Genomic DNA, 21,708 nt, shown 5'->3' on the forward strand with positions numbered 1-21,708 from the left:
CCGTCTCGTGGCATGCCTTCCGCCTGGCATCTCGCGCACAGCATCCCCCCGCAGCAGGAAACGATCCACCGCGATGCTGACCCCACGGACTGGACCCAGCGCATCACAGATCGTGCAACGCGACGGCTCCTCGGAGAGGCTATGGCCGAGCCGCGATTCTATGCTGGAGACGAGACCCCCGACACACTGCGGGCATGCGACGAGTTCCGGAGCGAGAGGCATCCAATATCCGGGCCCTGCGCCGGTCCCGAAGTGGGGGCAGTAGCGCTTCTCGTCGGCTTCGTTGAACTGCCGAATCAGTTCATCCGCCCATGCGGGACGCTCCTGTTCGGGGAACGGCCCAACCGCAAATCCGCCCGACTCGACCGCGTGCCGGATCAGCGCAAGGACGGCGTCGTCCGCTGCGTCTTTGTGTTCGACCATGTTCCGACTCTATGGGCCGAGTCGGAGGGATGCTCACGGCGCTCGCTCGGGTGCCTGGTGATGTCGCGGGAGTGGATGCGCGGAGGCCTCTGTCAACCGCCGTACGCTGTTCGGCAGGAGCCGACTGACTGCGCATCGCAAGTGATAGCACAGATGTGCAGGTAGGACAGGTTGTGGTAGTGTCCTGATCATGAAGACCTTGCATCTCGATCCTGATCGGCGCGAGCGCGCGAGCCTCGTGGTAGAGGAGATCGAGCGGCTGCTCGGCGAGGGCAAGCGGATTGCTGTCACCGTCGCGGAGGAGCACGAGCTGCTTTCGCCGCAGCAGGCGGCTGACCGGCTCGGCTTCTCGCGTCAGCACGTTGTGCGGTTGATCGAGGCGGGGGAGTTGGAGGGGCGCAAGCTGCCGGGCTCGAGCTATTGGCGGATCCCGCTCGCGACGGTGCTCGCATTTGAGGAGCGTCGGGAGCGGGCAGGCGAGCGGGCGGATGGGTTCGCGCGCTCGCTGGATGAGCAGGGCGCACCGCTTGAGTGAGCGCAGGCCGCCGCGGGCGGTGCTCGACTCGGATGTCATCTTCTCGCGGGTGCTCTATCAGCTGCTCGGGCGGCTCGCGCTGCAGCAGCGGTTGCTCACGCTGATCTGGAGCGAGGAACTGCTCGCTGAGGCCGACCGGGTGCTCACGGAGCGCAAGCCGCTGCCAGCGGCCGTGGCCGCACAGTGGGTCGGGTACCTTCGCGAGGCGTTTCCGCATGAGCGCGTTGACGTGGGCACCGCGCGGGCGGACGTCGATTTGAGGTCGCTGACCAGTGACTCCGACGACGAGCACATCTGCGCACTCGCAGTCGCCGGCGACGCCGACCTGCTGCTGACCTTCGACCGCGGCTAAGTGCACGAGCGGCTACAAGCACACGGCGTCGTGGTGCTTGATCCCGACACCTACCTCACCGAATTGCTCGCCGAGGAGCCGGACGCGGTGCTCGCCTCCGTCACAGCGACGGCGCGAGCATGGGGCGGAGGCCGCAGCGTCGTCGGAGCTGACCGAGGCGCTCGCCCGCGCCCGCGCCAAACGGTTCGCCGCGCGTCTTCGCTCAACCGCTGCAGGTCTCTAGGCGAAGCCGGCGCGTCAGCAAACGAGCGAGATAGCGTTTCGGCTCCGTCGCGGAAGTCAGAGGCAGACATGTGCCTCGTCGACGGGTGGAACTTCGCCGCGCTGCGTCAGTCGCGGTCGTCCTGGACAACGGCAGACGCTGCGGCGTCGGTGAAGGCATGATCGACGGGCCGCGGCGCTGGGACGGCTTTCGGCGCCGAAGGTGGCTCCTGCAGCTCGAAGGGCATCTGTTCGGCGAGCGGGCGCAACGCCTCATCGGTCGCGAGCGTCTCGCGCAGGCCGTTGAGCAGCGCCGCGACGTCACGCCACGCACCGAGTGCGGCTTCGCGCGTCGGTGCCAGCGCTTCATGCACGAATCTGTTTCGCAAGTAGTAGCCAGTTCTCCACCAGCTCGTCCAGCTGGACCTGCCCTGCCGGAGGTCGATCTCGATGCTGAGCAGGTCGGCGACGTGGTGCTCAACGCGGTTTCTGAAGCCCGCATTGATCGCTCTGCCAATGCGTTCTGCCGACCAGCCCTTCATCGGGCCGCCCACGCGCAAGAGAGTCGTCACGGCCAGCTCGACCGCCGCGCTGCTCAGCACGATGGCCTGGGCCGGCTTGCCGGCACGCAGGTCGCCACCCGCCTCGTGTAGAAGCTCGAACACCGGGAGGAATGCGAGCCTCCCGCGGTTGTAGGCCTCGAGCAGCCGCGCGGCGTCCTCGAACTGCCTTTCGGAGACGAACTCCTGGTCAGGGAGGTTGGGCAGGAGGTCGTGCACGAAAATCGGAAAGGTCGTGCCCTGACGCTGCACCGTGTCGCCCGCGGAAGGCGGATCATGCGGCCCGGCGAGCTCGACGATCACGGGCACCATCCCCGCGAGCTCGCGATCGGCGACCGGCGCGATCCACCAGATACCGGTCGTGAGACCAAGGATTGCGAGGATCCGGTTGAAGTCCGCTCGCACCAACTCGTAGAGCGCTCGCGCGTTCTCGTCCTCGGGATGGCGCGGGACTCCGTCGACGCCGACGAATCGCGTCAACGCCGCAATGGTGATCGGCTTCTGGATGCCTCTCTTCCGCCATCTCTTCACCGTGCGCTGACGAGCACGATGCTCCTCTGGAGTGACGAGTGGCTCGACCCAGTCGCTGAACGCCTCGTCCGCCGCCATCAGCGGTACGTGGGATCTGACCCAGCCACGACGCAACATCCAGCGGGTGCCCGGTCCGAGATCGTCAGGAAGATCGAGGTCCTCCGGCAGCTGAAGCACCGTGCGGATTTCGTCGCTGTCCCAGCCCTCCCAGTGCGCCGCGCGTTCTTCGTAGAGCAATCCGCCGCTCTGCTCTCGAAGCCCGAGGTCAAACGGCAGCTCGATCACGAAGGTGACCGCGAAGATCGATCGGTCGTCAGCCATGTCACGTCTCCTGAGCCGTGCTGGCGGCCGGCGGCGCAATGCTCGCGCGCATCTGCTCCAGGGACGCGAGGTAGTCGGCGTATTGCGTTGACAAGACCGTGCCGCCTGCGAGCAGCTGTGTCTCGAGCGTTCGCAGCGCGTGCGTGATTCGGCGGATCACGTCGATGTGCTTGGCGAGCCATGCTGGAACGTCCACGCTCGCGGTCGCGACATCAAGATGTCGAGCCCGAGCGCTGAGCGAGCCGAGGGCGACAAGCGCGTTGACGTATGCGGCCACGATCGCCCCGGACGATGGCGCGAATGGACCGACGGCCAAGTAGAGGTTCGAGTCGGTCTGGTAGGGGCCCTCTGTCACGGCGCCACTCAGCCTCGCGCCAGGAAGACGCGGATGCGTTCCGTGTTCGGTGAAGTGATCGTGAACCGCGGTGGAGCGGGCAACGCCGAGCTTCTTGCGCACCGCGCTCGGGGTGAACTCCCGGAACGTCTTGTCGGTGCTGACCCAAAGGTCGGCCTGTTGTGGATCCTTCGCGAAGAGCTCCACCAGATCAATCGCTTCGTACACGGGACGCAGCACTGTGTACGCCTGCGGAAGGTAGAGGTGCGAGATCAGGTGCACACCCGCGAGCAGGTCGGTGGTCGCGCGCGCGAGCATGTGACAGATCGCCAGCGTCAGCGAATCGCTCGTGAGCGAAGGTCCACTGACGCTGCGGAGCAGTTCCAGCAGCGGCTCCGCCGCAGCGCTGAAATCATCGAGGATGGAGACGCCATCGACGCCGACGCCGACGCCGGCGGCGTCCAAGTCGCCGAGCAGTTCGCGGATGCTCGCAGGGCTTGGCTGGATGAACGCCATGTGCTGCATTCGCCAAGTAAAGGGTGTCGCGGTGCCTGAAGGCGCCGGTCGGGCCGCGGCGGGCAGGCGCGCGAACGGCTAGGCCGTGCGGATGTCGGCGGACGTGTAAACCAGATAGTGGCCTGGCTACAAGGCGAGACCCCAGCGCGTTCTCGTGCCGCAGAGTGGCTCGCGGGCTTGGATCGGGCTGCGTAACTACGGATCGCGCTCGCAGCTGATGTCGTGGTCCGTCGATGAGCGGTACCTTCGCCGCGCCTCGTCAGTCGCGGTCGTCTTGGATCAGGGCAGACGCTGCGGCGTCGGTGAAGGCGTGATCGGCGGGCAGACCGGTGATCACGCCGTTGATCGTGGCCGTCGTGTCGTCGTCGAGTGCCTTCATCCACCGCTCGGCCGCGTGCGCGAAGAACTCGCCGCGAGAGACGCCAAGCCGTCTCGCCGCGTCATCGACCCGATGCAGCGTCTCTTCCGGAACCGAGATCGTCGTCTCCATGGGGAGGAGTCTGACTCGGCACGCCCGCCCGCGCGACATCACGGCTGAGCGCCGTTTGGTACCCAATCCTGGTACCCAATGCCCGCCGGCACCCCAAGTTCGCCTCCCACCAAAACGACGAAACCCCCGCGTCTGCGGGGGTTCCGTTCCGATGGAGCTAGTCGGGCTCGAACCGACGACCTTCGCGCTGCCAGCGCGACGCTCTCCCAGCTGAGCTATAGCCCCAGGAGGAGATGAAGTGTACCGTGCTCGCGCCGACGATGTCTGGTGGCGTCGCGGGCGGGGGAGCGGCCCGTCAGCGCTGGGGGATGAACTCCGGGACGTCGAGGTCGTCGTCGGAGCGGCGGCGGGTGCCGTTGCGCGGGGCGCGGTCGCGCTCCCAGCCGCGGTCGCGTGAGCGATCGGCCTCGCGTGAGCGGCGGCGCGCCGGCTCGGGGTCGGGGTCGACCTCGGAGATCCGCGACGACAGCTGGTGGTGGACCTTCAGGACGTCGCGCAGCAGGCGCTCGGCGTTCGCTCTCAGCGAGCCGCCCAGCTCGCGCAGGTTCTCGGTCAGCTCGACGCCCTCGGCGCGCACGTCGCCGGCGACGACGCGGGCCTCGCTCGCCAGCTCGCGCGCGCGGCGCTCGCCGTCGGCGCGCTTGTCGGCCGCCCACGCCTCGGCCTCCTTGCGGATCTCGCGCGCGTCGTGCTCGGCTGCCGCTCGGACCTCCGCGGCCTCGGCGGTCGCGGTCGTCTTCACGCGCGCGGCCTCGCCTCTGGCCTCGGCGACGAGGCGCTCGGCGAGCTTTCTCGCCTCGGCGACGATGTCGCCGGCCTCCTCCTCGGCCGCGGCGACGCGGAAGCCGGCGGCGCGGTCGGCCTCGGCGATCCGCTCGCGCATCCGTTCCTCGGCCTCGGCGCGCAGTCTCGCCGCGGTCTCCTCGGCGGCGGAGATGATCATCGCGACGCGGTTGGCGGAGACGGACGCCGGCTGCTGCGCCTCCGTCGGCGCGCCGGGAGTGGGGGAGGACTCGTCGGCCATCGTGGGCATGGTAAAGGGCCGGCGCCGCCGGCTCTTTCAGGCGCGTCCGCGTGCGCGCGCGACCACGCCCCGGCCGGCCCAGCGGCGCACGATACCCTTCGACGCCGAATGACCGAACTGCGCGAGCTGAGATACGAGCCGAAGGCGATCGAGCCGAAGTGGCAGCGGGTGTGGGAAGAGGAGCGCACCTGGGAGGCCTCCAACGAGGACGACGGCCGCCCGAAGCACTACGTGCTCGAGATGCTGCCGTACCCCAGCGGCGAGCCCCACATGGGCCACCTCAAGAACTACGCCCTCGGCGACGCCGTCGCGCACTTCAGCCGCCGCATCGGCCGGCGCGTGCTGCACCCGATGGGCTACGACGCCTTCGGCCTGCCCGCCGAGAACAACGCGATCAAGACCGGCGAGCACCCGCGCGAGGCGACCGCGAAGTCGATCGCCTCCTTCCAGCGCCAGTTCAGAGAGTGGGGCATCTCGATCGACTGGTCGCGCGAGTTCGGCACCCACGAGCCCCGCTACTACCGCTGGACCCAGTGGCTGTTCCTGCAGCTGCAGGAGCGCGGCCTCGCGTACAAGAGAGAGGGCGCCGTCAACTGGTGCCCGAACGACCAGACCGTCCTCGCCAACGAGCAGGTCGTCGACGGCCGCTGCGAGCGCTGCGGCTTCGAGGTCGAGCAGCGCCAGCTCGAGCAGTGGTACTTCCGCATCACCGACTACGCCGACCGGCTGCTGGAGGATCTCGACGAGATCCAGTGGCCCGAGCACGTCAAGACGATGCAGCGCAACTGGATCGGGCGCTCGGAGGGCGCGCAGGTCGCCTTCCACAACCCCGACCTCGGCATCGACTACCCGGTCTTCACGACCCGCCCCGACACGCTCTTCGGCGCGACCTTCTTCGTCATGTCGCCCGAGCACCCCGACGTGCTCAGGCTGGCCGCCGGCACCGAGCACGAGCAGGCGGTGCGCGACTACGTCAGGCACGCGCAGACGGAGTCGGCCGAGGAGCGCGGTGCCGCCGACAAGGCGAAGACCGGCGTCCCGCTCGGCCGCTCGGTCGTCAACCCCGTCAACGGCGAGTCGATCCCGATGTGGGTCGCCGACTACGTCCTGATGGAGTACGGCACCGGCGCGATCATGGCCGTCCCGGGCCACGACGAGCGCGACCACGAGTTCGCGACCGTCCACGGCCTGCCGATCAAGCGCGTGATCGCCGGCCCGGAGGGCGAGGACGAGCTGCCCTACAGCGGCGACGGCACGATCGTCGACTCCCACCCCGACTTCGACGGGCTGCCCAACCGCGAGGCGCTGAGCGCGATCGTCGCCTGGCTCGACCGCGAGGGCAAGGGCCACAGATCGATCAACTACCGCCTGCGCGACTGGCTCGTCTCGCGCCAGCGCTACTGGGGCTGTCCGATCCCCGTCGTCTACTGCGACGCCTGCGGGATGGAGCCGGTGCCGACCGACCAGCTGCCGGTCGAGCTGCCCGACGTCAGCGACTACAAGCCGAGAGGACGCTCGCCGCTGGCGGCCGCCGAGGAGTGGGTCGCGACGACCTGCCCGAGATGCGGCGGCCCCGCCCGGCGCGAGACGGACACGATGGACACGTTCGTCGACTCCTCCTGGTACTTCCTGCGCTACTGCGATGCCAACAACGACGCGGCGGCGTGGGATCGCGACGTCCTCAACCGCTGGATGCCGGTCGACCAGTACATCGGCGGCGTCGAGCACGCGATCCTCCACCTGCTGTACGCGCGCTTCTTCACGAAGGCGTTCGCCGACATGGAGCTGCTCGACTTCCAGGAGCCGTTCCAGGCGCTCTTCACCCAGGGCATGATCACGCGCGACGGCGCCAAGATGTCCAAGTCGAAGGGCAACGTCATCAGCCCGGCGACCTACGTCGACAGATACGGCGCCGACACAGCCCGCTGCTACATCCTCTTCATCGGCCCGCCCGACCAGGACGCGGACTGGTCTGACGAAGGCGTCGAGGGCGTCCACCGCTTCCTCGCGCGCCTGTGGCGTCTCGGCGTCGAGGTCGGCGTCGGGCCGGCCGACTCGCCGGCGACCGGCGCCGCCTTGAGCGACGCCGACGGCGCGCTGGCGCGCAAGGCCCACTGGGCGATCGACAAGGTCACGGCCGACGTCTCCGGCCGCTTCGCCTTCAACACCGCGATCTCGGCGGTGATGGAGCTCGTCAACGAGTGCTACCGCCACCGCGAGCAGGCATCGCCGGAGGTGCAGCGGTTCGCGGTCGCGACGGCGGCCTCGCTGATCTTCCCGTTCGCTCCCCACACCGCCAGCGAGGTCTACGAGCTGGTGACCGGCGGGCGCGTCTGGGAGCAGCCGTGGCCGAGAGCCGACCCGGCGATGCTGACGACCGACACCTTCGAGCTCGTCGCGCAGGTCAACGGCAAGGTCCGCGACCGCCTCACCGCGCCGACCGACGCGACGAAGGACCAGCTCGAGCAGCTCGCCCGCACCGCCCCGAACGTCGTCGCGCACGTCGACGGCAAGGAGGTCGTGAAGGTGATCGTCGTGCCGGGCAAGCTCGTCAACCTCGTCGTTCGGTAGCCCATGGAATCGGGGGCTGCGCGCGTCGCTGAGCGCGCGCACGTCGCCGTGATCGGCCCCGGCGACCCGTCGGAGGAGGAGCGCGCGCAGGCCTTCAAGGTCGGCGCGCTGCTCGGCCGCGCGGGTGCCGTCGTCGTCTGCGGCGGCCTCGGCGGGGTGATGGAGGAGGTCTGTCGCGGCGCGAGGTCGGCGGTGGGGGCGGGCGGTCGTGCTGAGGCGGGCGGTCGCGCTGGGGCGGGCGGCCGCACTGGGGCGGGCGGCCGCGGCGGCGAGGCGGCACCCGACATCGGCGCCCGCTCCACCGGCGCGCCAGCCGAGCCGGTCACGATCGGCATCCTGCCGGGGCTCGACCGCCGCGACGCCAACCCGTTCGTCGACGTCGCGATCCCGACCGGGCTCGGAGAGCTGCGCAACGGACTGGTCGTGCGCGCCTCCGACGCGGTGATCGCGATCGGCGGCGCCTTCGGCACGCTGTCGGAGATCGCGCTCGCGCTGAAGGCCGGCAGACGGGTCGTCGGCCTCGGCACGTGGGAGCTGGCGCGCGACGGCGTCGCCGACACCACCGTCGTCGCCGCGACCGATCCCGCCGACGCCGTCGCGATCGCGCTCGACGCCGCGCGGCGCTGAGGCGGGCTGCGGGCGCGGTCGACGCGACCGACCGTCGGTCCTCGCGCGGCGCAGCTGCGCTCGGCGGAGGGCGGGGCGAGCGACCGACCCTTGGTCCTCGCGCGGCGCAGCTGCGCTCGGCGGAGGGCGGGGCGAGCGACCGACCCTTGGTCCTCGCGCGGCGCAGCTGAGATCGGCGGAGGGCGGGGCGAGCGTGGTGTGCGGTCCTTGCGAATCGCGGCTCATTCTCCGCAGCGGCGCGTGCGTCGCTGCGCGAAGACGCGTGGCGCCGGCACGGCGCGCGGCCGTAGCGTGGGGCGAACCGTGCCGCAGCCGACCAAGCCCCAACTCGCGCTCTACGCCGCCTTCGCGATCGCCGTCCTGGTGATCGGCTCCCGCTTCCTGCGCGAGAGCGGCGACGGGACTGGCGGCGCCGCGCCGCCGGCGCTCGACATGGGGGCGGGCTCGCCGGACGGCGCGTCGGGGGCGGGCGGGGCGCCCGCCGGGGGCGGAGTGGCGGCGGGCGGGGCCGATCCGCTCGCGGGCGGTGGGGCCGTGGACGGCGGTGCGGCGGCGGGCGGCGATGCGGCGGCGCTCGCGGGCGAGGGCGCGCTCGTCGTCGACGTGAAGGGGGCGGTCAGGAGGCCCGGCGTCTACCGGCTCGCTGCCGGGGCGCGCGCGATCGACGCCGTCCGACGGGCCGGCGGCATGACCGGCCGCGCGGACCGGCTCGGCGTCAACCTCGCGGCGCGGCTGAGCGACGGCGGCGAGGTCGTCGTGCCGCGACGCGGACAGGGCGGCGCGCTCGGGGTCGGCGGCGTGCCGTCTTCCGGTGGCGGCGCGCCGGGCGGAGCGAGCGGAAGCGGCGCCGGCGACCCGGCAGGGCCGCTGCAGATCGACATCAACACCGCCAGCGCCCAGGAGCTGGAGCAGCTCGACGGCGTCGGACCGGCGACGGCGGCGAAGATCATCGCCTACCGAGAGCTCCACGGCGGCTTCCGCTCGATAGAGGAGCTCGACGAGGTCTCGGGGATCGGCGAGGCGAAGCTCGCCGCGATCCGCACCCAGCTCGGCAGATGACGGCGAGGATCGCCCTCGCCGCGGCGCGGGCGCTCGAGACGCTCCGCGCGCATCCACGTCACGTCGTGCTCGCGGCCTTCGTCGCCGGCCTGCTCGCGATCGGGCTCGAGCCGGGACCGGTCATCCTGCTCGCCGTCGCGGCGGCGGTGTTCGCCGGACGGGCCGGAGTCGCCGCGCTCGCGGCGGCCGCGGTCGTCGTCGGCGCGATCGGCGGTCAGGCGCGCCTCGCTGCACTCGACCGCACCGTGCTGCCGCCGCTGTTCGGCGCGACCGTCGTCGCCGAGGCCGAGATGCTCGAGCAGCCCCGCCCGCTCCAGCACGGCGCGACCGTGCTCGTGACGCTGCGCGCGCTGGCGGTTGAGCCCGGCGCGGCCGGCGGCTCGGGGGCGGCGGGAGGGAGCGTCGGGGCGGGGGAGGCCGGCGGCTTTTGGCCGCGAGCGGGAGGGAGCGCGCTGGCGGGCGAGGTCGGCGCGGCCGGCGGCTCCTGGCCGCGAGCGGACGGGAGCGCGCTGGCGGTCGAGGCCGGCGCGGCCGGCGGCTCCGGGCTGGCGGCGCGCGGGCAGGCGGCGGCGGCCGTGGTTCCCGGCGCGGCGGGGGAGCGGGTGATGGTGCGGGTGCGCAGCTCGACGCCGTGGCCGGAGGCGGCGACCGGCGCGGTCGTGCGGCTGCGGGGACGGCTGCGAGCGCTCGGCCCGTTCGAGCGCCACTACGCGCGCAAGGGCGCCCACGCGGCGGTGACGCTCGACGCCGCGGTCGCGACCGGCGGGCGCCGCGGCGGCATCTGGCGGCTGGTCGACGAGATCCGCGGCCGGGCCGAGCGGGCGCTCGCGGAAGGGCTGCCGGCGGCGCAGGCGGCGCTGCTGCGCGGGATGGTGCTCGGGCAGGACGAGGCGCTCGACGACCGCACCCGCGACGAGTTCCGCGACTCGGGGCTCGCGCACATCCTCGCCGCATCCGGGCAGAACGTGGCGCTGCTGCTCGCGCTCGCGCTCCCGCTGCTGACCTTCGCCGGCCTCGGGCTGCGCGCGCGGCTCGCCGTCGCCCTGCTGCTGATCGCGCTGTACGTGCCGCTCGCCGGCGGCGGGCCGTCGATCCAGCGCGCCGGCGTGATGGGCGCCGCGACGACCGTCGCGGCGCTCGCGGGTCGGCCGTCGTCGCGCTGGTACGCGCTGCTGCTCGCGGCTGCGGCCACCCTGCTGCTCAACCCGCGCGCCTCGAGCGATCCCGGCTGGCAGCTGAGCTTCGTCGCCGTCGCCGCGATCGCGCTGGCGACGCCGGCGGCGAGCGCGCTGCTGCGGCGCCGCGGCGCGCCCGCGGCGCTCGCCGACGCCACTGCGATCGCGTTCGCGGCGACGCTCGGGACCGCGCCGCTGCTCGCGTTCCACTTCGAGCAGTTCTCGGCCGTCTCGCTGCCGGCGAACGTCGTCGCCGCGCCGGCGATCGCGCCGGTGATGTGGCTCGGGATGCTCGCGGCGGCGGTCGGCCAGGCCGCCCCGGCCATCGCGCTGCCGCTCAACGCCGTCAACGCCTACCTGCTCGCGTTCGTCGGCGCGGTCGCGCATGTCGCCGCCGGCCTGCCGTACGCGAGCGTCGAGGTCGTCGTGCCCGGAATCCGCGGGCTGATCAGCCTCTATCTCGCCGCGGCGCTGCTCGTCGCGCTGCTGCGTTCCGGCGCCGCGCCGTGGCGGCTCGCGTCGTCGGGGCGCTGGACGAGGAACGGCGCGAGCAGGCCCGGAACGGCCTCCTCGGCAAACGCGACGGCCTCCTCAGAGCCGACGTCGACGACCCGATAGCCGCCGCTTCCGGCCGCCGTCGTCGCCGTCAGGGTCGCCAGGCCCGCACGACGTTGGAAGGGGGAGCGCGACACCGTCCACCCGATCACGCCGTCCCGCTCCAGCGCGTACGTCCGTCGCACGAACGTCCCGTGGCGGGTGACGAGATGATCTCCCGCGACGCGATGCCCCAGCGAGCGGTACGCGTCGCGCCCGAGCAGCAGCGCCGGCACGGCCGCCGGAACGCCGACGAGCGGCGCCCAACCCGGCAGCAGGTCGAGCAGCAGCGGCCCGGCCGCGGCCAGCGCCGCGGCGAGCCCGACCGTCGCCCCTGCCGCCCGCACCAGCCGCCGCCGGAGCGCCGCGCGTGGATGCGGCGCGAGGTCGGCGAACAACCCCGGCACCTCCGTGTCGGCAGGTGGCGCGGATGGGGTGGGGCCGCTCCGGTCGGCCGGCTCGGCGCGTGGCGTGGGTGCGGTCCGGGTGGGCGGGCGGTCGGGGAGCGGCGTGGATCCGCTCCGGTCGGGTCGACGGTCGGCGAATGGCGTGGGTGCGGTCGGGGCGGCCGGGTGGTCGGGGAGCGGCGTGGATCCGCTCCGGTCGGGTCGACGGTCGGCGAATGGCGGCGGTGCGGTCGGGGCGGGCGGGGAGTCAGCGAAGGGCGCGGGTGCGTTCCGGGCGGGTGGACGGTCGGCGGGTGGCGTGGCGGCGCCGGGGGCACGCAGGACGGCTGCGGCGACCTGCTGCGCGTCGGTGCGCGGGGCGGCTGGGAGGAGGGCGTCGACGCGGGCGCTCTTGCCGTCGTCGGAGCCCTTGAGGCCGCTGACGATCGCGAGCAGCGACGCGCCGTCCGCGGCCCGCAGCGGCAGCGGCTGCGCCAGCTCGACGCCGCGCAGGCGCCGCTGCTCGATCGTGATCGAGCGCGCCGTCAGCAGGCCCCGCCGAACGTGAAGCGTGCCGCCGGGTTCGCGCGTCAACCGGAAGCCCCACCAGCTCTCGACGAAGACGGCGGTCGCCGCGACGACGCCGACGACGATCGCGACGAGCAGCAGCACCGTGACCGTCAACAGCAGCGGCAGGTCGTCGGCGCGGTCGAGCCCGTCGGTCGCCGCGTCACGGATGAAGCCCTCGCCGCCGAACGCGTCGAGCGCCTGGATGCCCGCGCCGAGCACGATCACCGGCAGCGCCAGCGTCCACGGCGACAGCAGGTGATACGGCAGCCACCTCCACCGGATCGTCGCCAGCGGCGCCTCCCCGACCACCGCGCCGCCCGCCGGGAGATCGTTGGCCCACCCGCCGCCCACGGACGCGCCGCCCGTCCACGTACCGCCGGCGGACATGCCGTCCGCCGTTGCGTCGCCCGCCGTCGCGGCGCCCGCCGTCGCGTCGCCCGCGGAGGCGCCGTCCGTCGCCGCGCCGCCCGCCGTCGCGTCGCCCGCGGAGGCGCCGTCCGCCGCCGCGCCGCCCGCCGTCGCGCCGCCCGCCGCTGAGCCGGCGCTGCGTGCCGCGGCGTCGGCTGGCTCCGCGACGGCGCGCGTCGTCGGGGCCGCGGCGGCCTGCGCGGGTGGTGTCGTCATGGCGCCGGACAGAAGCTCGGCGCGCAGGCGGGCGCCCTCGGGGGCGGGGACGGCGTCGAGTCTCAGACGCGCCTGGCCTGCCCGGCCGGTGCCGACCTCGACGGTGGTGAGGCCGAAGAGGCGGTGCAGCGGCTTGGCGGTGACGTTGACGGTGCGGATCCGGTCGCGCGGGATCGACAGCTCGCTGCGTCGCAGCAGGCCGGATCGGACCTCGACGCGCTCGGCGGTGACGCGATAGCGGGTCGTCGCCCAGCTGACGAGGTCGAGCGCCGCGCGGACGCCGGCGCCGCCGAAGATCACCGCGAGCGCGATCGCCACCTGGACGTTGAGGTCGCCGCCGCCGATCACGAGCACGAACACGAGCGGCACGAGCGAGCCGGCGAGACGGACGCCGTGGACGGCGACCATCCGTCCCGCCAGCCGGCGCCAGCCGTCCGGGTCGCTCGCCGGCGACGGGTGCGCGGCGGCCTGCACGCTCCCGCCCGGCCCGCCCCCGCTCAGCCCGCCCCCGCTCGGCGCGCGCTCGCCGCCTGCCCCGAAGCGGTCGGACGCGTCGCCGCTCACGTCGCGTCGCCCGGGATCGCCTGGGTCGTGGCGGTCAGGCGGTCGACGACCTCGACGGCGAGCGCGTGGTCGAGGCCGTCGATCGTGATCTCGCCCTTCGCCGACGCGGTCGTGACGGTCACGGTCGCCAGGCCGAACAGCTGCTGCAGCGGCCCGCGGACGGTGTCGACCGTCTGCACGCGCGACAGCGGCGCGACCCGCCACTCCTGCCACGCCCAGCCGGCGGCCGCGTAGACCGCCTCGTCGGTCGTCTCCCAGCGATGGACGCGGTAGCGCCAGCGCGGCATCACCACGACGTACGCCCCGCCGCCGACGATGGCGACCGCGAGCGCCGCGAGCAGCCACGGCCGCGCGTCGTCCAGCAGCGCGGCCGCGATCGCGAGGCCGCCGACGACCGGCAGGACGTTGAGCAGCGCCTGCGCCGTCCACCACCGCACCGCGCGCGGGTCGACGCGATTGCGCGGCGGCCGCAGCGCGAGCGCCGCGGCCGGGCTTGCGTCAGGCGCTCCGCTCGCGCCAGAGGCGTCGTCAGCCGCCGTGCCCGCGCCGCCGGCCGCGCCCGCGCCCGCGCCGCCGGCCGCGTCCGCGCCCGCGCTTCCGGCCGCGCCCGCGCCGCGAGCCGCTCCGCCCGTCCCGGCCTCGCTTCCGGCTGGGCCCGCGCTGCCGCCCGCACCACCCGCGCCCGGGCTACCGCCGCCCTCGTCGTCCCGCACGCCGTCCATCGCGGCACCGTAGCGCGCCGGGGGCGGGCGGTGGGTGCGGGCGGGCGCCGCGGCCGGTCCGCCGACTAGACTCGCCAGCCGTGCCGCCGAAGTTCAAAGCCGCGTACCTGATCCACGGCGACGACCACGGGCGCATCGGCGAGCGGCGCGCGAGACTGCGGACGCTGGCCGAGTCGGTCGGTGGCTCGCAGGGCATCGAGGTCTTCGAGGGCGACGCCGCGACCGCCGAGGCGGTCGCCTCCGCGCTGTCGGCGATGACCTTCGCGATCGGCCGCCGCTTCATCATCGTCGACGGCGTCGAGCGCTGGAAGGCAGCCGACATGAGAGCGATCGAGCCGGCGCTGGCGGCGCTCCCGCCAGAGACGACGGTCGCCTTCTTCGGCCGCGAGGAGGGGCGCGCCAAGGTCCCCGACAGATTGATCGCGGCGGTCAAGGCGGCCGGCGGCGACGTCTCGGCCGAGCAGACGGTGAAGCCGTGGGAGCTGCCGAGGTGGGCGGTCGCGCAGGCGCGCGCGCTCGGGCTCGAGCTCCACCCGGCCGCCGCGAGAGCGCTCGTCCAGCACGTCGGCGAGCGCCAGCAGCGGCTGCTGCGCGAGCTGGAGAAGCTCGCCCTGGAGCTGGGGGAGGGCGCCCGCATAGACCAGGAGCAGATCGACGAGCTGACCGCCAGCTCCGCCGAGCGCAAGAGCTGGACGCTCGCCGACGCGCTCGTCGCCCGCGACGGCGCCGCCGCGACGCGCGCCTACCTGGAGCTGCGCGAGCAGGGGGAGCGGCTCGCGGGGCTGCTGTTCACGATCGCCCGCCGCCTGCGCGACGCGCTCGACGTCGCGCAGCGGCTGGAGGCCGGCGAGTCGGCGGCGCAGGTCCGTCGCAGCCTGCGGATGCCGCCGAAGGCGGCCGAGCGGTTCGTCGCCGACGTCCAGCGGACCGACGTCACCGGCCTGCGGGAGGCCCTCACGATCGTCGCCGACCTCGAGCTGGCTTCGCGCGGCGGGGCCGGGTCGAGACTGGGCGAGGACACGCTCGCGCTCGACGCGATCGCCCGCATCGCCGCCTGAGCGCGCCGCGCGCGGATGACGTGCGAGTTCTGGTCGCTGAGCGACCAGAAGTCGCGCCTCATACGGGACGGGGCCGCCGAAGCGCCCGCACAACGACAAACGACCCGCTCTCGCGGGCCGGCGCCGTACCTCGTATGTCTGTGGCGAAGCGCTAGGCCTCGCCGCCGCGACCCGTCAGCAGACGGGCGGCACGCGACTTCTTGCGCGCGCCGTTGTTGCGGTGGAGCGCGCCGCGCTTGACGGCCTTGTCGATCGTCTTGACCAGCTCACGGTGCGTCGCGGCGTTCTCCTCCGCGTTCGCATCGTCAGCCGCCGTGCCCTCCTCGAGGCGACGGAAGTAGGTCTTGATCTTCGACGTGTAGCGGCGGTTCTCGACCCGCTCGCGCTCAGCGCGGAGGATGCGCTTCTTCTGAGAGTGAATGTTGGCCATAAGAATTCGGCCGCGGTCAGGGCCGCGGCGGCGTCGTACTATAGCGCGCTCGTGACCGTCGAGACAGCTGACGAATCCCCCGCCGCGGCAGAGGCCCCCGCCGGCCAGCGCCGGCGCATCGCACGCAACACCCTCATCTTCTCGATCGCCACCGGCCTCTCGCGGATCGCGGGGCTGGTGCGCGAGATCGTCGCGTCGAGCTTCTTCGGCACGAGCGGGGCGTTCTCGGCCTTCACGATCGCCTTCCAGGTCCCCAACCTGGTCCGCAGCCTCTTCGCCGACGCCGCCCTCTCGGCGGCGTTCGTGCCGGTCTTCACCGAGCTGCTGGAGAGAGGGGACAGAAGAGGGGCGTTCCGGCTCGCCTCGACGCTCTGCCTCGTGATCATCGCCGCGCTCGGCGCGATCTGCGCCGTCTTCATCCTTGGCGCGGGCGTGATCATGCCGCTGTTCACGGCCGACACGTTCGACGCCCAGCTGAACGCGCTGACCGCCGGCCTGAGCCAGGTGCTGTTCCCGATCGTCGTGCTGCTCGGCGTCAACGGCCTCGTCGTCGGGATCCTCAACACCTACGAGCACTTCACGATCCCGGCGATCGCGCCGCTGGTCTGGAACGTCGTGATCGTCGTCGTGCTCGTCATAGCGAAGCCGTTCTTCAGCGGCGACGACGAGATGTACGCCTACGCGATCGGCGTCCTCGCCGGCACGACCGTCCAGCTGCTGATGGCGCTGCCGATGCTGCCGCGCGTCGGCTTCCGCTTCGAGCTGGCGTTCGACTGGCGCGACCCGCGCATCAAGCAGGTCTTCAAGCTGATGCTGCCGGTCACGATCAGCCTCGGGATCATCAACTTCGACCTGCTGGTCAACTCGGCGCTCGGCACGCTCGTCTCCGAGGAGGCGCCGCGCGCGATCGACGCCGCCTTCCGCATCTACATGCTGCCGCAGGGGATGTTCAGCGTCGCGGTCGCGACCGTCCTCTTCCCGACGCTGAGCCGCTTCGCCGCGCAGCGCGACCTCGACGGCCTGCGCCACACGATGGCGACGGGCATCCGCCAGATCTGCCTGCTGCTGATCCCGGCCGCGGCGGTCACGCTCGTGCTCGCCGAGCCGATCACGCGGCTGGTCTACCAGCGCGGCGCCTTCGACGACAGCTCGACCGAGATGGTCTCCACCGCGCTGCTGTGGTTCTCGCTCAGCCTCCCGTTCTCGGGCGTCAACCTGCTGCTGTCGCGGACCTTCTTCTCGCTCCAGAGACCGTGGCTGCCGACGGCGCTCGCGCTCGGCTCGCTGGTCGTCAACGTGCTCGTCAGCCTCGCGCTCTACAAGCCCTACGGCATCGCCGGTCTCGTGATCGGCACCGTCGTCTCCAACGTCGCGATGGCGGCCGGCCAGGCGTGGGGCGTGCGGCGGCTGCTGAACGGCAGCCTCGAAGGCGGCGCGACGCTCGCGGCGGTCGCCCGCATCACGGCCGCCGCGGTGATCCTTGGCGCGGCGACGTGGTTCGTGTGGTGGGGCCTCGACGACGCGCTCGGCCGCTCGCTGCCGGCCCAGATCGTCTCCGTCGGCGTCGCGATCGCGACCGGGACCTGCTTCTACGTCGCGGCCGTGCTCAGCTGGCGGGTTCCCGAGGGCCAGCAGATCTACCGCATGGTCCAGGGCCGCCTCGCCGCCCGTCGCGCCAGCAAGCCGCGCAAGCCCAAGCGGGTCGTGCCGCCGCCGACGCCGCGCGGCGCCCGCCGCGCCGCCCCGCGCCGGGGCCGCAGACGGCCGCCGCCGCCCCGGCGCGGCCGGCGCCCGCCGCCGGGCCGCCGCTGAGCCGCGGGTCCGGCCGCGCAGCCGAGCGGGCCCGCATGGCCGGGCCCGCCGCGGCCGTGAGGGATCTGCTCAGAACGACACGCGCCCGTCCGCCATGACGAGGAAGAGGTGGCGGACGGGCGTCTCGTGTCGACGGGCGTGCTGGCGCCCGAAGGGGGCGGGCCGAGCGGCCCGGGGAAGGGCGGCGTCTAGACGTGCGTGCCGTGCTCGCGGCCGAAGAAGCCGTGGCCGAGGAAGAGCGAGCCGAAGATCGCTCCGCGCGCGGCGGCCCGGGCCTCCGCGATCTCCTCGGTCGGGCGTCTGGCGCGGCGCCGGCTTCCGAGGCGGCGGTCGCGCTCGGCGCGCGCTCGCAGCTCGGCCGCCCGGACGTCGTTCTGGATGGTGGTGAGGGCGGGGTTCATCGCCGTGGCTCCTGAGTCGGGATTCGACTCCTGAGACGCTACGTCTGAGACGAACCGGACACATCGGGCGGATGCCGCCAGTTCGCGGGTCCGACGCCTTACCCGTGTCCGAGCGGGCCTTACGGGGAACGGTCGCGCGTCGCGCGATGGCCGGGGCGCCTAACCTGTACCGGCCCATGGCCGACCAGTCCAAGATCCGCAACTTCTCGATCATCGCCCACATCGACCACGGGAAGTCGACCCTGGCCGACCGCATCCTCGAGGTCACCAAGACCGTCGAGCAGCGCGAGATGAAGGCGCAGCTGCTCGACTCGATGGATCTCGAGCGGGAGCGCGGCATCACGATCAAGGCCCAGGCCGTGCGCGTGATGTTCGAGGCCGAGGACGGCGAGACCTACCAGCTGCACCTGATCGACACGCCCGGCCACGTCGACTTCTCCTACGAGGTGTCGCGCTCGCTCGCCGCCTGCGAGGGGGCGCTGCTGGTCGTCGACGCCTCCCAGGGCGTCGAGGCGCAGACGCTGGCGAACACCTACCTCGCGATCGACGGCGGCCTGGAGCTGGTCCCCGTCCTCAACAAGATCGACCTGCCGGGCGCCGAGCCCGAGCGCGTCGCCGCCGAGGTCTCCGACCTGCTCGGCGAGGATCCCGACGACGTGCTGCGGATCAGCGCCAAGACCGGCATGGGCGTGAACGAGGTGCTCAACCGCGTCGTCGAGAACGTCCCGCCGCCCGACGGCGACCCCGACGCGCCGCCGCGGGCGCTGATCTTCGACTCCGAGTTCGACCAGTACCGCGGCGTGATCGCCTACATCCGCGTCGTCGACGGCACCTTCAGGAAGGGCGAGGCGATCCGCGCGATGGCGGCCGGCACCGAGGCCGACATCGACGACATCGGCTTCTTCAATCCGCGCATGACGCCCGCGACCGAGCTCGGTCCCGGCGAGGTCGGCTACCTGATCACAGGCATCAAGGACGTCACGCTGCTGCGCGTCGGCGACACGCTGACGACGAAGAGAGACGCCGCGACCGAGGCGCTCCCGGGCTACCAGGACGTCAAGCCGATGGTCTTCAGCGGCCTCTTCCCGATCGACTCCGACGACTACCCGGACCTGCGCGACGCGCTCGAGAAGCTGACGTTGAACGACGCGGCGCTGTCGTGGGAGCCGGAGACCTCGGAGGCGCTCGGCTTCGGCTTCCGCTGCGGCTTCCTCGGCCTGCTGCACATGGACATCGTGCGCGAGCGGCTGGAGCGCGAGTACGACCTCGAGCTGATGACGACGATGCCGTCGGTCGAGGTCGAGGTCGAGCTGCAGAACGGCGAGCTCGTCCCGGTCCACAACCCCTCCGACATGCCGGACCCGACGAAGATCAGAGAGATCCGCGAGCCGTACATCAAGGCGAGCATCCTGACGCCGAAGGAGTACGTCGGCACGATCATGGAGCTGTGCCAGGACAAGCGCGGCTCGCACTCCGGCATGCAGTACCTCTCCTCCGACCGCGTGCAGCTGGAGTACGAGCTGCCGCTGGCCGAGATCGTGCTCGACTTCTTCGACCAGCTGAAGTCGCGCACGCGCGGCTACGCATCGCTCGACTACGAGCTGATCGGCCTCAGAGCGAGCGACCTCGTCAAGCTCGACATCCTGCTCTCCGGCGACCCGGTCGACGCGCTCTCGATGGTCGTCCATCGCGCCAAGGCCCATGACGTCGGCCGGGTGCTCGCCGAGAAGCTGAAGGAGAAGATCCCGCGCCAGCAGTTCGACGTGCCGATCCAGGCGGCGATCGGCTCGCGCGTCGTCGCGCGCGAGACGGTCAAGGCCTACCGCAAGGACGTCGTCGCGAAGTGCTACGGCGGCGACATCTCGCGCAAGCGCAAGCTGCTGGAGAAGCAGAAGAGAGGCAAGGCGCGGATGAAGCAGGTCGGCCGCGTCGAGGTGCCGCAGGAGGCGTTCCTCGCGGTGCTCGACCTGGGCGACAGCAGATAGCGCGGTGGCGCGGCTGAGCGACGAGCAGCGCCGCGCCCGGCGGGCGCGGGCCAAGCGCGCGCGGCGGCGCCGTCGCCACCTCGCCGGCGGCGCGCTGCTCGGCGTCGTCGCGCTGATCGCGGGCCTCGCGCTGTTCGCGTCGGGCTCGGACCCGACCGGCGACGCGGTCGCCGAGGCCGAGGCGACGGTCGCGCGCGACGCGCCGGCGGCCGACGGCGGACGGGCGGCCGGAAGGGCGCGCGAGCGGGCAGTCCCGAAGGTCGCGATCGACGCGATCCCGCCGCTGAGGGCCGGGACGGCCGAGGTCGTCCAGCGCGGCCCGGCGGCCGGCCGGAAGGTCGCGCTCACCTTCGACGACGGCTTCTGCGCCGACTGCGTCACGACGCTGATCCGCCAGCTGGAGCGGACCGGCGCGCACGCGACGCTGTTCCCGAACGGCACCTACGGCTCCTCGTGGGCGCCGCACGCGAGAGCGATCCGCAGGCTGGTCGCCGCCGGGCAGGTGATCGTCGGCAGCCACACCTTCAGCCACGTCGACTCGCCGGCGGTCGGCGCGGCCGCCTTCGGCGCCGACCTCGACCGCAACGAGCGGTGGATCCAGCAGACCTTCGGGCTGACCGGCCGACCGTACCTGCGTCCGCCGTACGGCGCCTACGACGCCGGCACGCTGGCCGCCGCCGGGGAGCGCGGCTACACGAAGGTCGTGATGTGGAGCGGCACGGTCGCCGACTCGAACCTGCGCTCGAGGGCGTACATCCTGAACGCGATCGAGCACTGGGCGAGACCGGGGGCGATCATCCTGCTGCACGCCAACTACCCGCCGACGGCCGAGGCGCTGCCGGAGATCGTGCGGATCCTCAGACGCAAGCGGCTCAGAACCGCGACGCTGCAGGAGCTGATCGGCGGATCGCCGTACCGGCCGGCCGGCTGAACGGTCGACCGGGCCCGGCGAGCGGGCGGGCGGCGGGGCGCGCCGCGCCCGGCCGCGCGACAATCGGGCGATGGAGCTCGGGTTGAAGGGACGGCGCTGCGTCGTGACCGGCGCCAGCCGCGGGATCGGCCGCGCGGTCGCCGAGACGCTGGCCGGGGAGGGCGCCGACGTGCTGCTGGTCGGGCGCGGCACCGAGGCGCTGAGGGAGGCGGCCGCCGCGGTCGCGGAGGCCGCCGCGCCGGGCGCGCGGGCCGAGACGTTCGCCGCCGACGTGACGGCCGCGGAGGCCGGCGAGGCGATCGTCGCCGCCTGCGTCGAGCGGCTCGGCGGGATCGACGTGCTCGTCAACAACGCCGGCACCTCCAGCGTCGTGCCGCTGGAGCGGCTGGAGGAGGCCGACTGGGAGCAGCAGTGGCAGCTGAACGTGCGCGGCCCGGAGCGGCTGATGCGGGCCGCCGCGCCGCGGATGGCCGACGGCGGCTGGGGCCGGATCGTCAACGTCACCTCCTCCTCGGGCAAGCGTCCGTCGGCGACGAACGTCGCCTATGCCGTCACGAAGACCGCCCAGCTGGCGCTGTCGCGCGCCTACGCGGAGGCGTGGGCGCCCCGCGGCGTGCTCGTCAACGCGGTCGCGCCGGGACCGACGGCGAGCGAGCTGTGGATGGGGGAGGGCGGCCTCGCCGACCAGGCGGCGGCCGTGCGCGGCGTCGACCGCGAGCAGGTGCTGGAGGCCGCCTCCGCGAGAGTGCCGCTCGGCCGCTACTCGACGCCGGGCGAGATCGCCGACGCGATCGCCTACCTCTGCTCCGAGCGGGCCGCCAACGTCGTCGGCGCCGCCTGGTCGGTCGACGGCGGAGCCGTCCCGTACTTCATCTGACACAGTGCGGAGCGCAACCGAGCGATCGAGCAGTC

Annotated in this window: 18 protein-coding genes, 1 tRNA gene and 1 pseudogene; 11 read left to right on the top strand and 9 right to left on the bottom strand. The window is 73.0% G+C overall.

Translation table 11 applies throughout. The features are described from left to right. Positions 1-613 precede the first annotated feature (613 nt). Both BDZ31_RS17535 and BDZ31_RS17540 read left to right on the top strand, forming a co-directional pair. Entirely contained in the window at positions 614-958 is a 345-nt protein-coding gene (locus tag BDZ31_RS17535) for a helix-turn-helix domain-containing protein (RefSeq protein WP_183343652.1), read from the top strand. Beyond that, entirely contained in the window at positions 951-1,310 is a 360-nt protein-coding gene (locus BDZ31_RS17540) for a PIN domain-containing protein (protein ID WP_183343653.1), read from the top strand. The genes BDZ31_RS17535 and BDZ31_RS17540 overlap by 8 nt, the downstream gene beginning before the upstream one ends. A gap of 329 nt (positions 1,311-1,639) precedes the next feature. On the opposite strand, the gene BDZ31_RS17545 is transcribed toward BDZ31_RS17540, so the two are convergent. From BDZ31_RS17545 to BDZ31_RS17565, 5 genes are all read right to left on the bottom strand, one after another. Further along, positions 1,640-2,923, bottom strand: a complete 1,284-nt coding sequence (locus BDZ31_RS17545; protein WP_183343654.1) for a hypothetical protein — start codon at positions 2,921-2,923, stop codon at positions 1,640-1,642. A gap of 1 nt (position 2,924) precedes the next feature. Then, entirely contained in the window at positions 2,925-3,773 is an 849-nt protein-coding gene (locus BDZ31_RS17550; RefSeq protein ID WP_183343655.1) for a hypothetical protein, read from the bottom strand. A gap of 259 nt (positions 3,774-4,032) precedes the next feature. Beyond that, on the bottom strand, positions 4,033-4,263 hold the full coding sequence (locus BDZ31_RS17555) for a ribbon-helix-helix protein, CopG family (RefSeq protein ID WP_183343656.1): 231 nt from the start codon (positions 4,261-4,263) through the stop codon (positions 4,033-4,035). Positions 4,264-4,415: 152 nt separating this feature from the next. Continuing rightward, a tRNA-Ala gene (locus BDZ31_RS17560) sits at positions 4,416-4,488 on the bottom strand. A 70-nt stretch (positions 4,489-4,558) separates the two neighbouring features. Beyond that, entirely contained in the window at positions 4,559-5,287 is a 729-nt protein-coding gene (locus tag BDZ31_RS17565) for a hypothetical protein (protein WP_183343657.1), read from the bottom strand. Between the two features lie 108 nt (positions 5,288-5,395). Here BDZ31_RS17565 and leuS point away from each other — a divergent pair, with 108 nt between their 5' ends. The 4 genes from leuS (at position 5,396) to BDZ31_RS26255 (ending at position 11,337) form a co-directional block, all read left to right on the top strand. Next, a complete protein-coding gene (gene leuS, locus BDZ31_RS17570; protein ID WP_183343658.1) occupies positions 5,396-7,858 on the top strand; it encodes a leucine--tRNA ligase in 2,463 nt (820 codons plus the stop codon). A gap of 3 nt (positions 7,859-7,861) precedes the next feature. Further along, positions 7,862-8,485, top strand: coding sequence for an SLOG cluster 4 domain-containing protein (locus tag BDZ31_RS17575; RefSeq protein WP_183343659.1), 624 nt, complete (start codon positions 7,862-7,864; stop codon positions 8,483-8,485). Between the two features lie 303 nt (positions 8,486-8,788). Continuing rightward, the gene (locus BDZ31_RS17580; RefSeq protein ID WP_183343660.1) at positions 8,789-9,544 is read left to right on the top strand and encodes a helix-hairpin-helix domain-containing protein; all 756 of its coding nucleotides are present in this window, start codon (positions 8,789-8,791) and stop codon (positions 9,542-9,544) included. Continuing rightward, positions 9,541-11,337, top strand: a complete 1,797-nt coding sequence (locus BDZ31_RS26255; protein WP_246345396.1) for a ComEC/Rec2 family competence protein — start codon at positions 9,541-9,543, stop codon at positions 11,335-11,337. The genes BDZ31_RS17580 and BDZ31_RS26255 overlap by 4 nt, the downstream gene beginning before the upstream one ends. Before the next feature lie 14 nt (positions 11,338-11,351). On the opposite strand, the pseudogene BDZ31_RS17585 reads toward BDZ31_RS26255, so the two are convergent. Beyond that, positions 11,352-13,301: pseudogene (locus BDZ31_RS17585) on the bottom strand (PH domain-containing protein); the annotation flags it as partial. 152 nt (positions 13,302-13,453) lie between these two features. After that, the gene (locus BDZ31_RS17590; RefSeq protein WP_343075617.1) at positions 13,454-13,894 is read right to left on the bottom strand and encodes a PH domain-containing protein; all 441 of its coding nucleotides are present in this window, start codon (positions 13,892-13,894) and stop codon (positions 13,454-13,456) included. 365 nt (positions 13,895-14,259) lie between these two features. Here BDZ31_RS17590 and holA point away from each other — a divergent pair, with 365 nt between their 5' ends. Next, complete coding sequence (gene holA / locus BDZ31_RS17595; protein WP_183343663.1) at positions 14,260-15,237, top strand: DNA polymerase III subunit delta; 978 nt, start codon at positions 14,260-14,262, stop codon at positions 15,235-15,237. A 151-nt stretch (positions 15,238-15,388) separates the two neighbouring features. Here holA and rpsT read toward each other — a convergent pair whose 3' ends face one another. Beyond that, positions 15,389-15,667, bottom strand: coding sequence for a 30S ribosomal protein S20 (rpsT, locus tag BDZ31_RS17600; RefSeq protein WP_183343664.1), 279 nt, complete (start codon positions 15,665-15,667; stop codon positions 15,389-15,391). A gap of 51 nt (positions 15,668-15,718) precedes the next feature. Between rpsT and murJ the strand changes: the two genes are divergently transcribed. After that, positions 15,719-17,479 (top strand): murein biosynthesis integral membrane protein MurJ, encoded by a 1,761-nt coding sequence (murJ, locus tag BDZ31_RS17605; protein WP_183343665.1) that lies wholly within the window; start codon positions 15,719-15,721, stop codon positions 17,477-17,479. 188 nt (positions 17,480-17,667) lie between these two features. Here the strand turns inward: murJ and BDZ31_RS17610 are convergent, their stop codons facing one another. Then, a complete protein-coding gene (locus BDZ31_RS17610) occupies positions 17,668-17,880 on the bottom strand; it encodes a hypothetical protein (protein WP_183343666.1) in 213 nt (70 codons plus the stop codon). Positions 17,881-18,056: 176 nt separating this feature from the next. Here BDZ31_RS17610 and lepA point away from each other — a divergent pair, with 176 nt between their 5' ends. From lepA to BDZ31_RS17625, 3 genes are all read left to right on the top strand, one after another. Continuing rightward, entirely contained in the window at positions 18,057-19,865 is a 1,809-nt protein-coding gene (gene lepA, locus BDZ31_RS17615) for a translation elongation factor 4 (protein ID WP_183343667.1), read from the top strand. Between the two features lie 4 nt (positions 19,866-19,869). Then, positions 19,870-20,796, top strand: a complete 927-nt coding sequence (locus tag BDZ31_RS17620; protein ID WP_183343668.1) for a polysaccharide deacetylase family protein — start codon at positions 19,870-19,872, stop codon at positions 20,794-20,796. Positions 20,797-20,866: 70 nt separating this feature from the next. Next, positions 20,867-21,673, top strand: coding sequence for an SDR family NAD(P)-dependent oxidoreductase (locus tag BDZ31_RS17625; protein WP_183343669.1), 807 nt, complete (start codon positions 20,867-20,869; stop codon positions 21,671-21,673). Positions 21,674-21,708 lie beyond the last annotated feature (35 nt).

The organism is Conexibacter arvalis, assembly GCF_014199525.1.
Taxonomy (GTDB): Bacteria; Actinomycetota; Thermoleophilia; order Solirubrobacterales; family Solirubrobacteraceae; genus Conexibacter; species Conexibacter arvalis.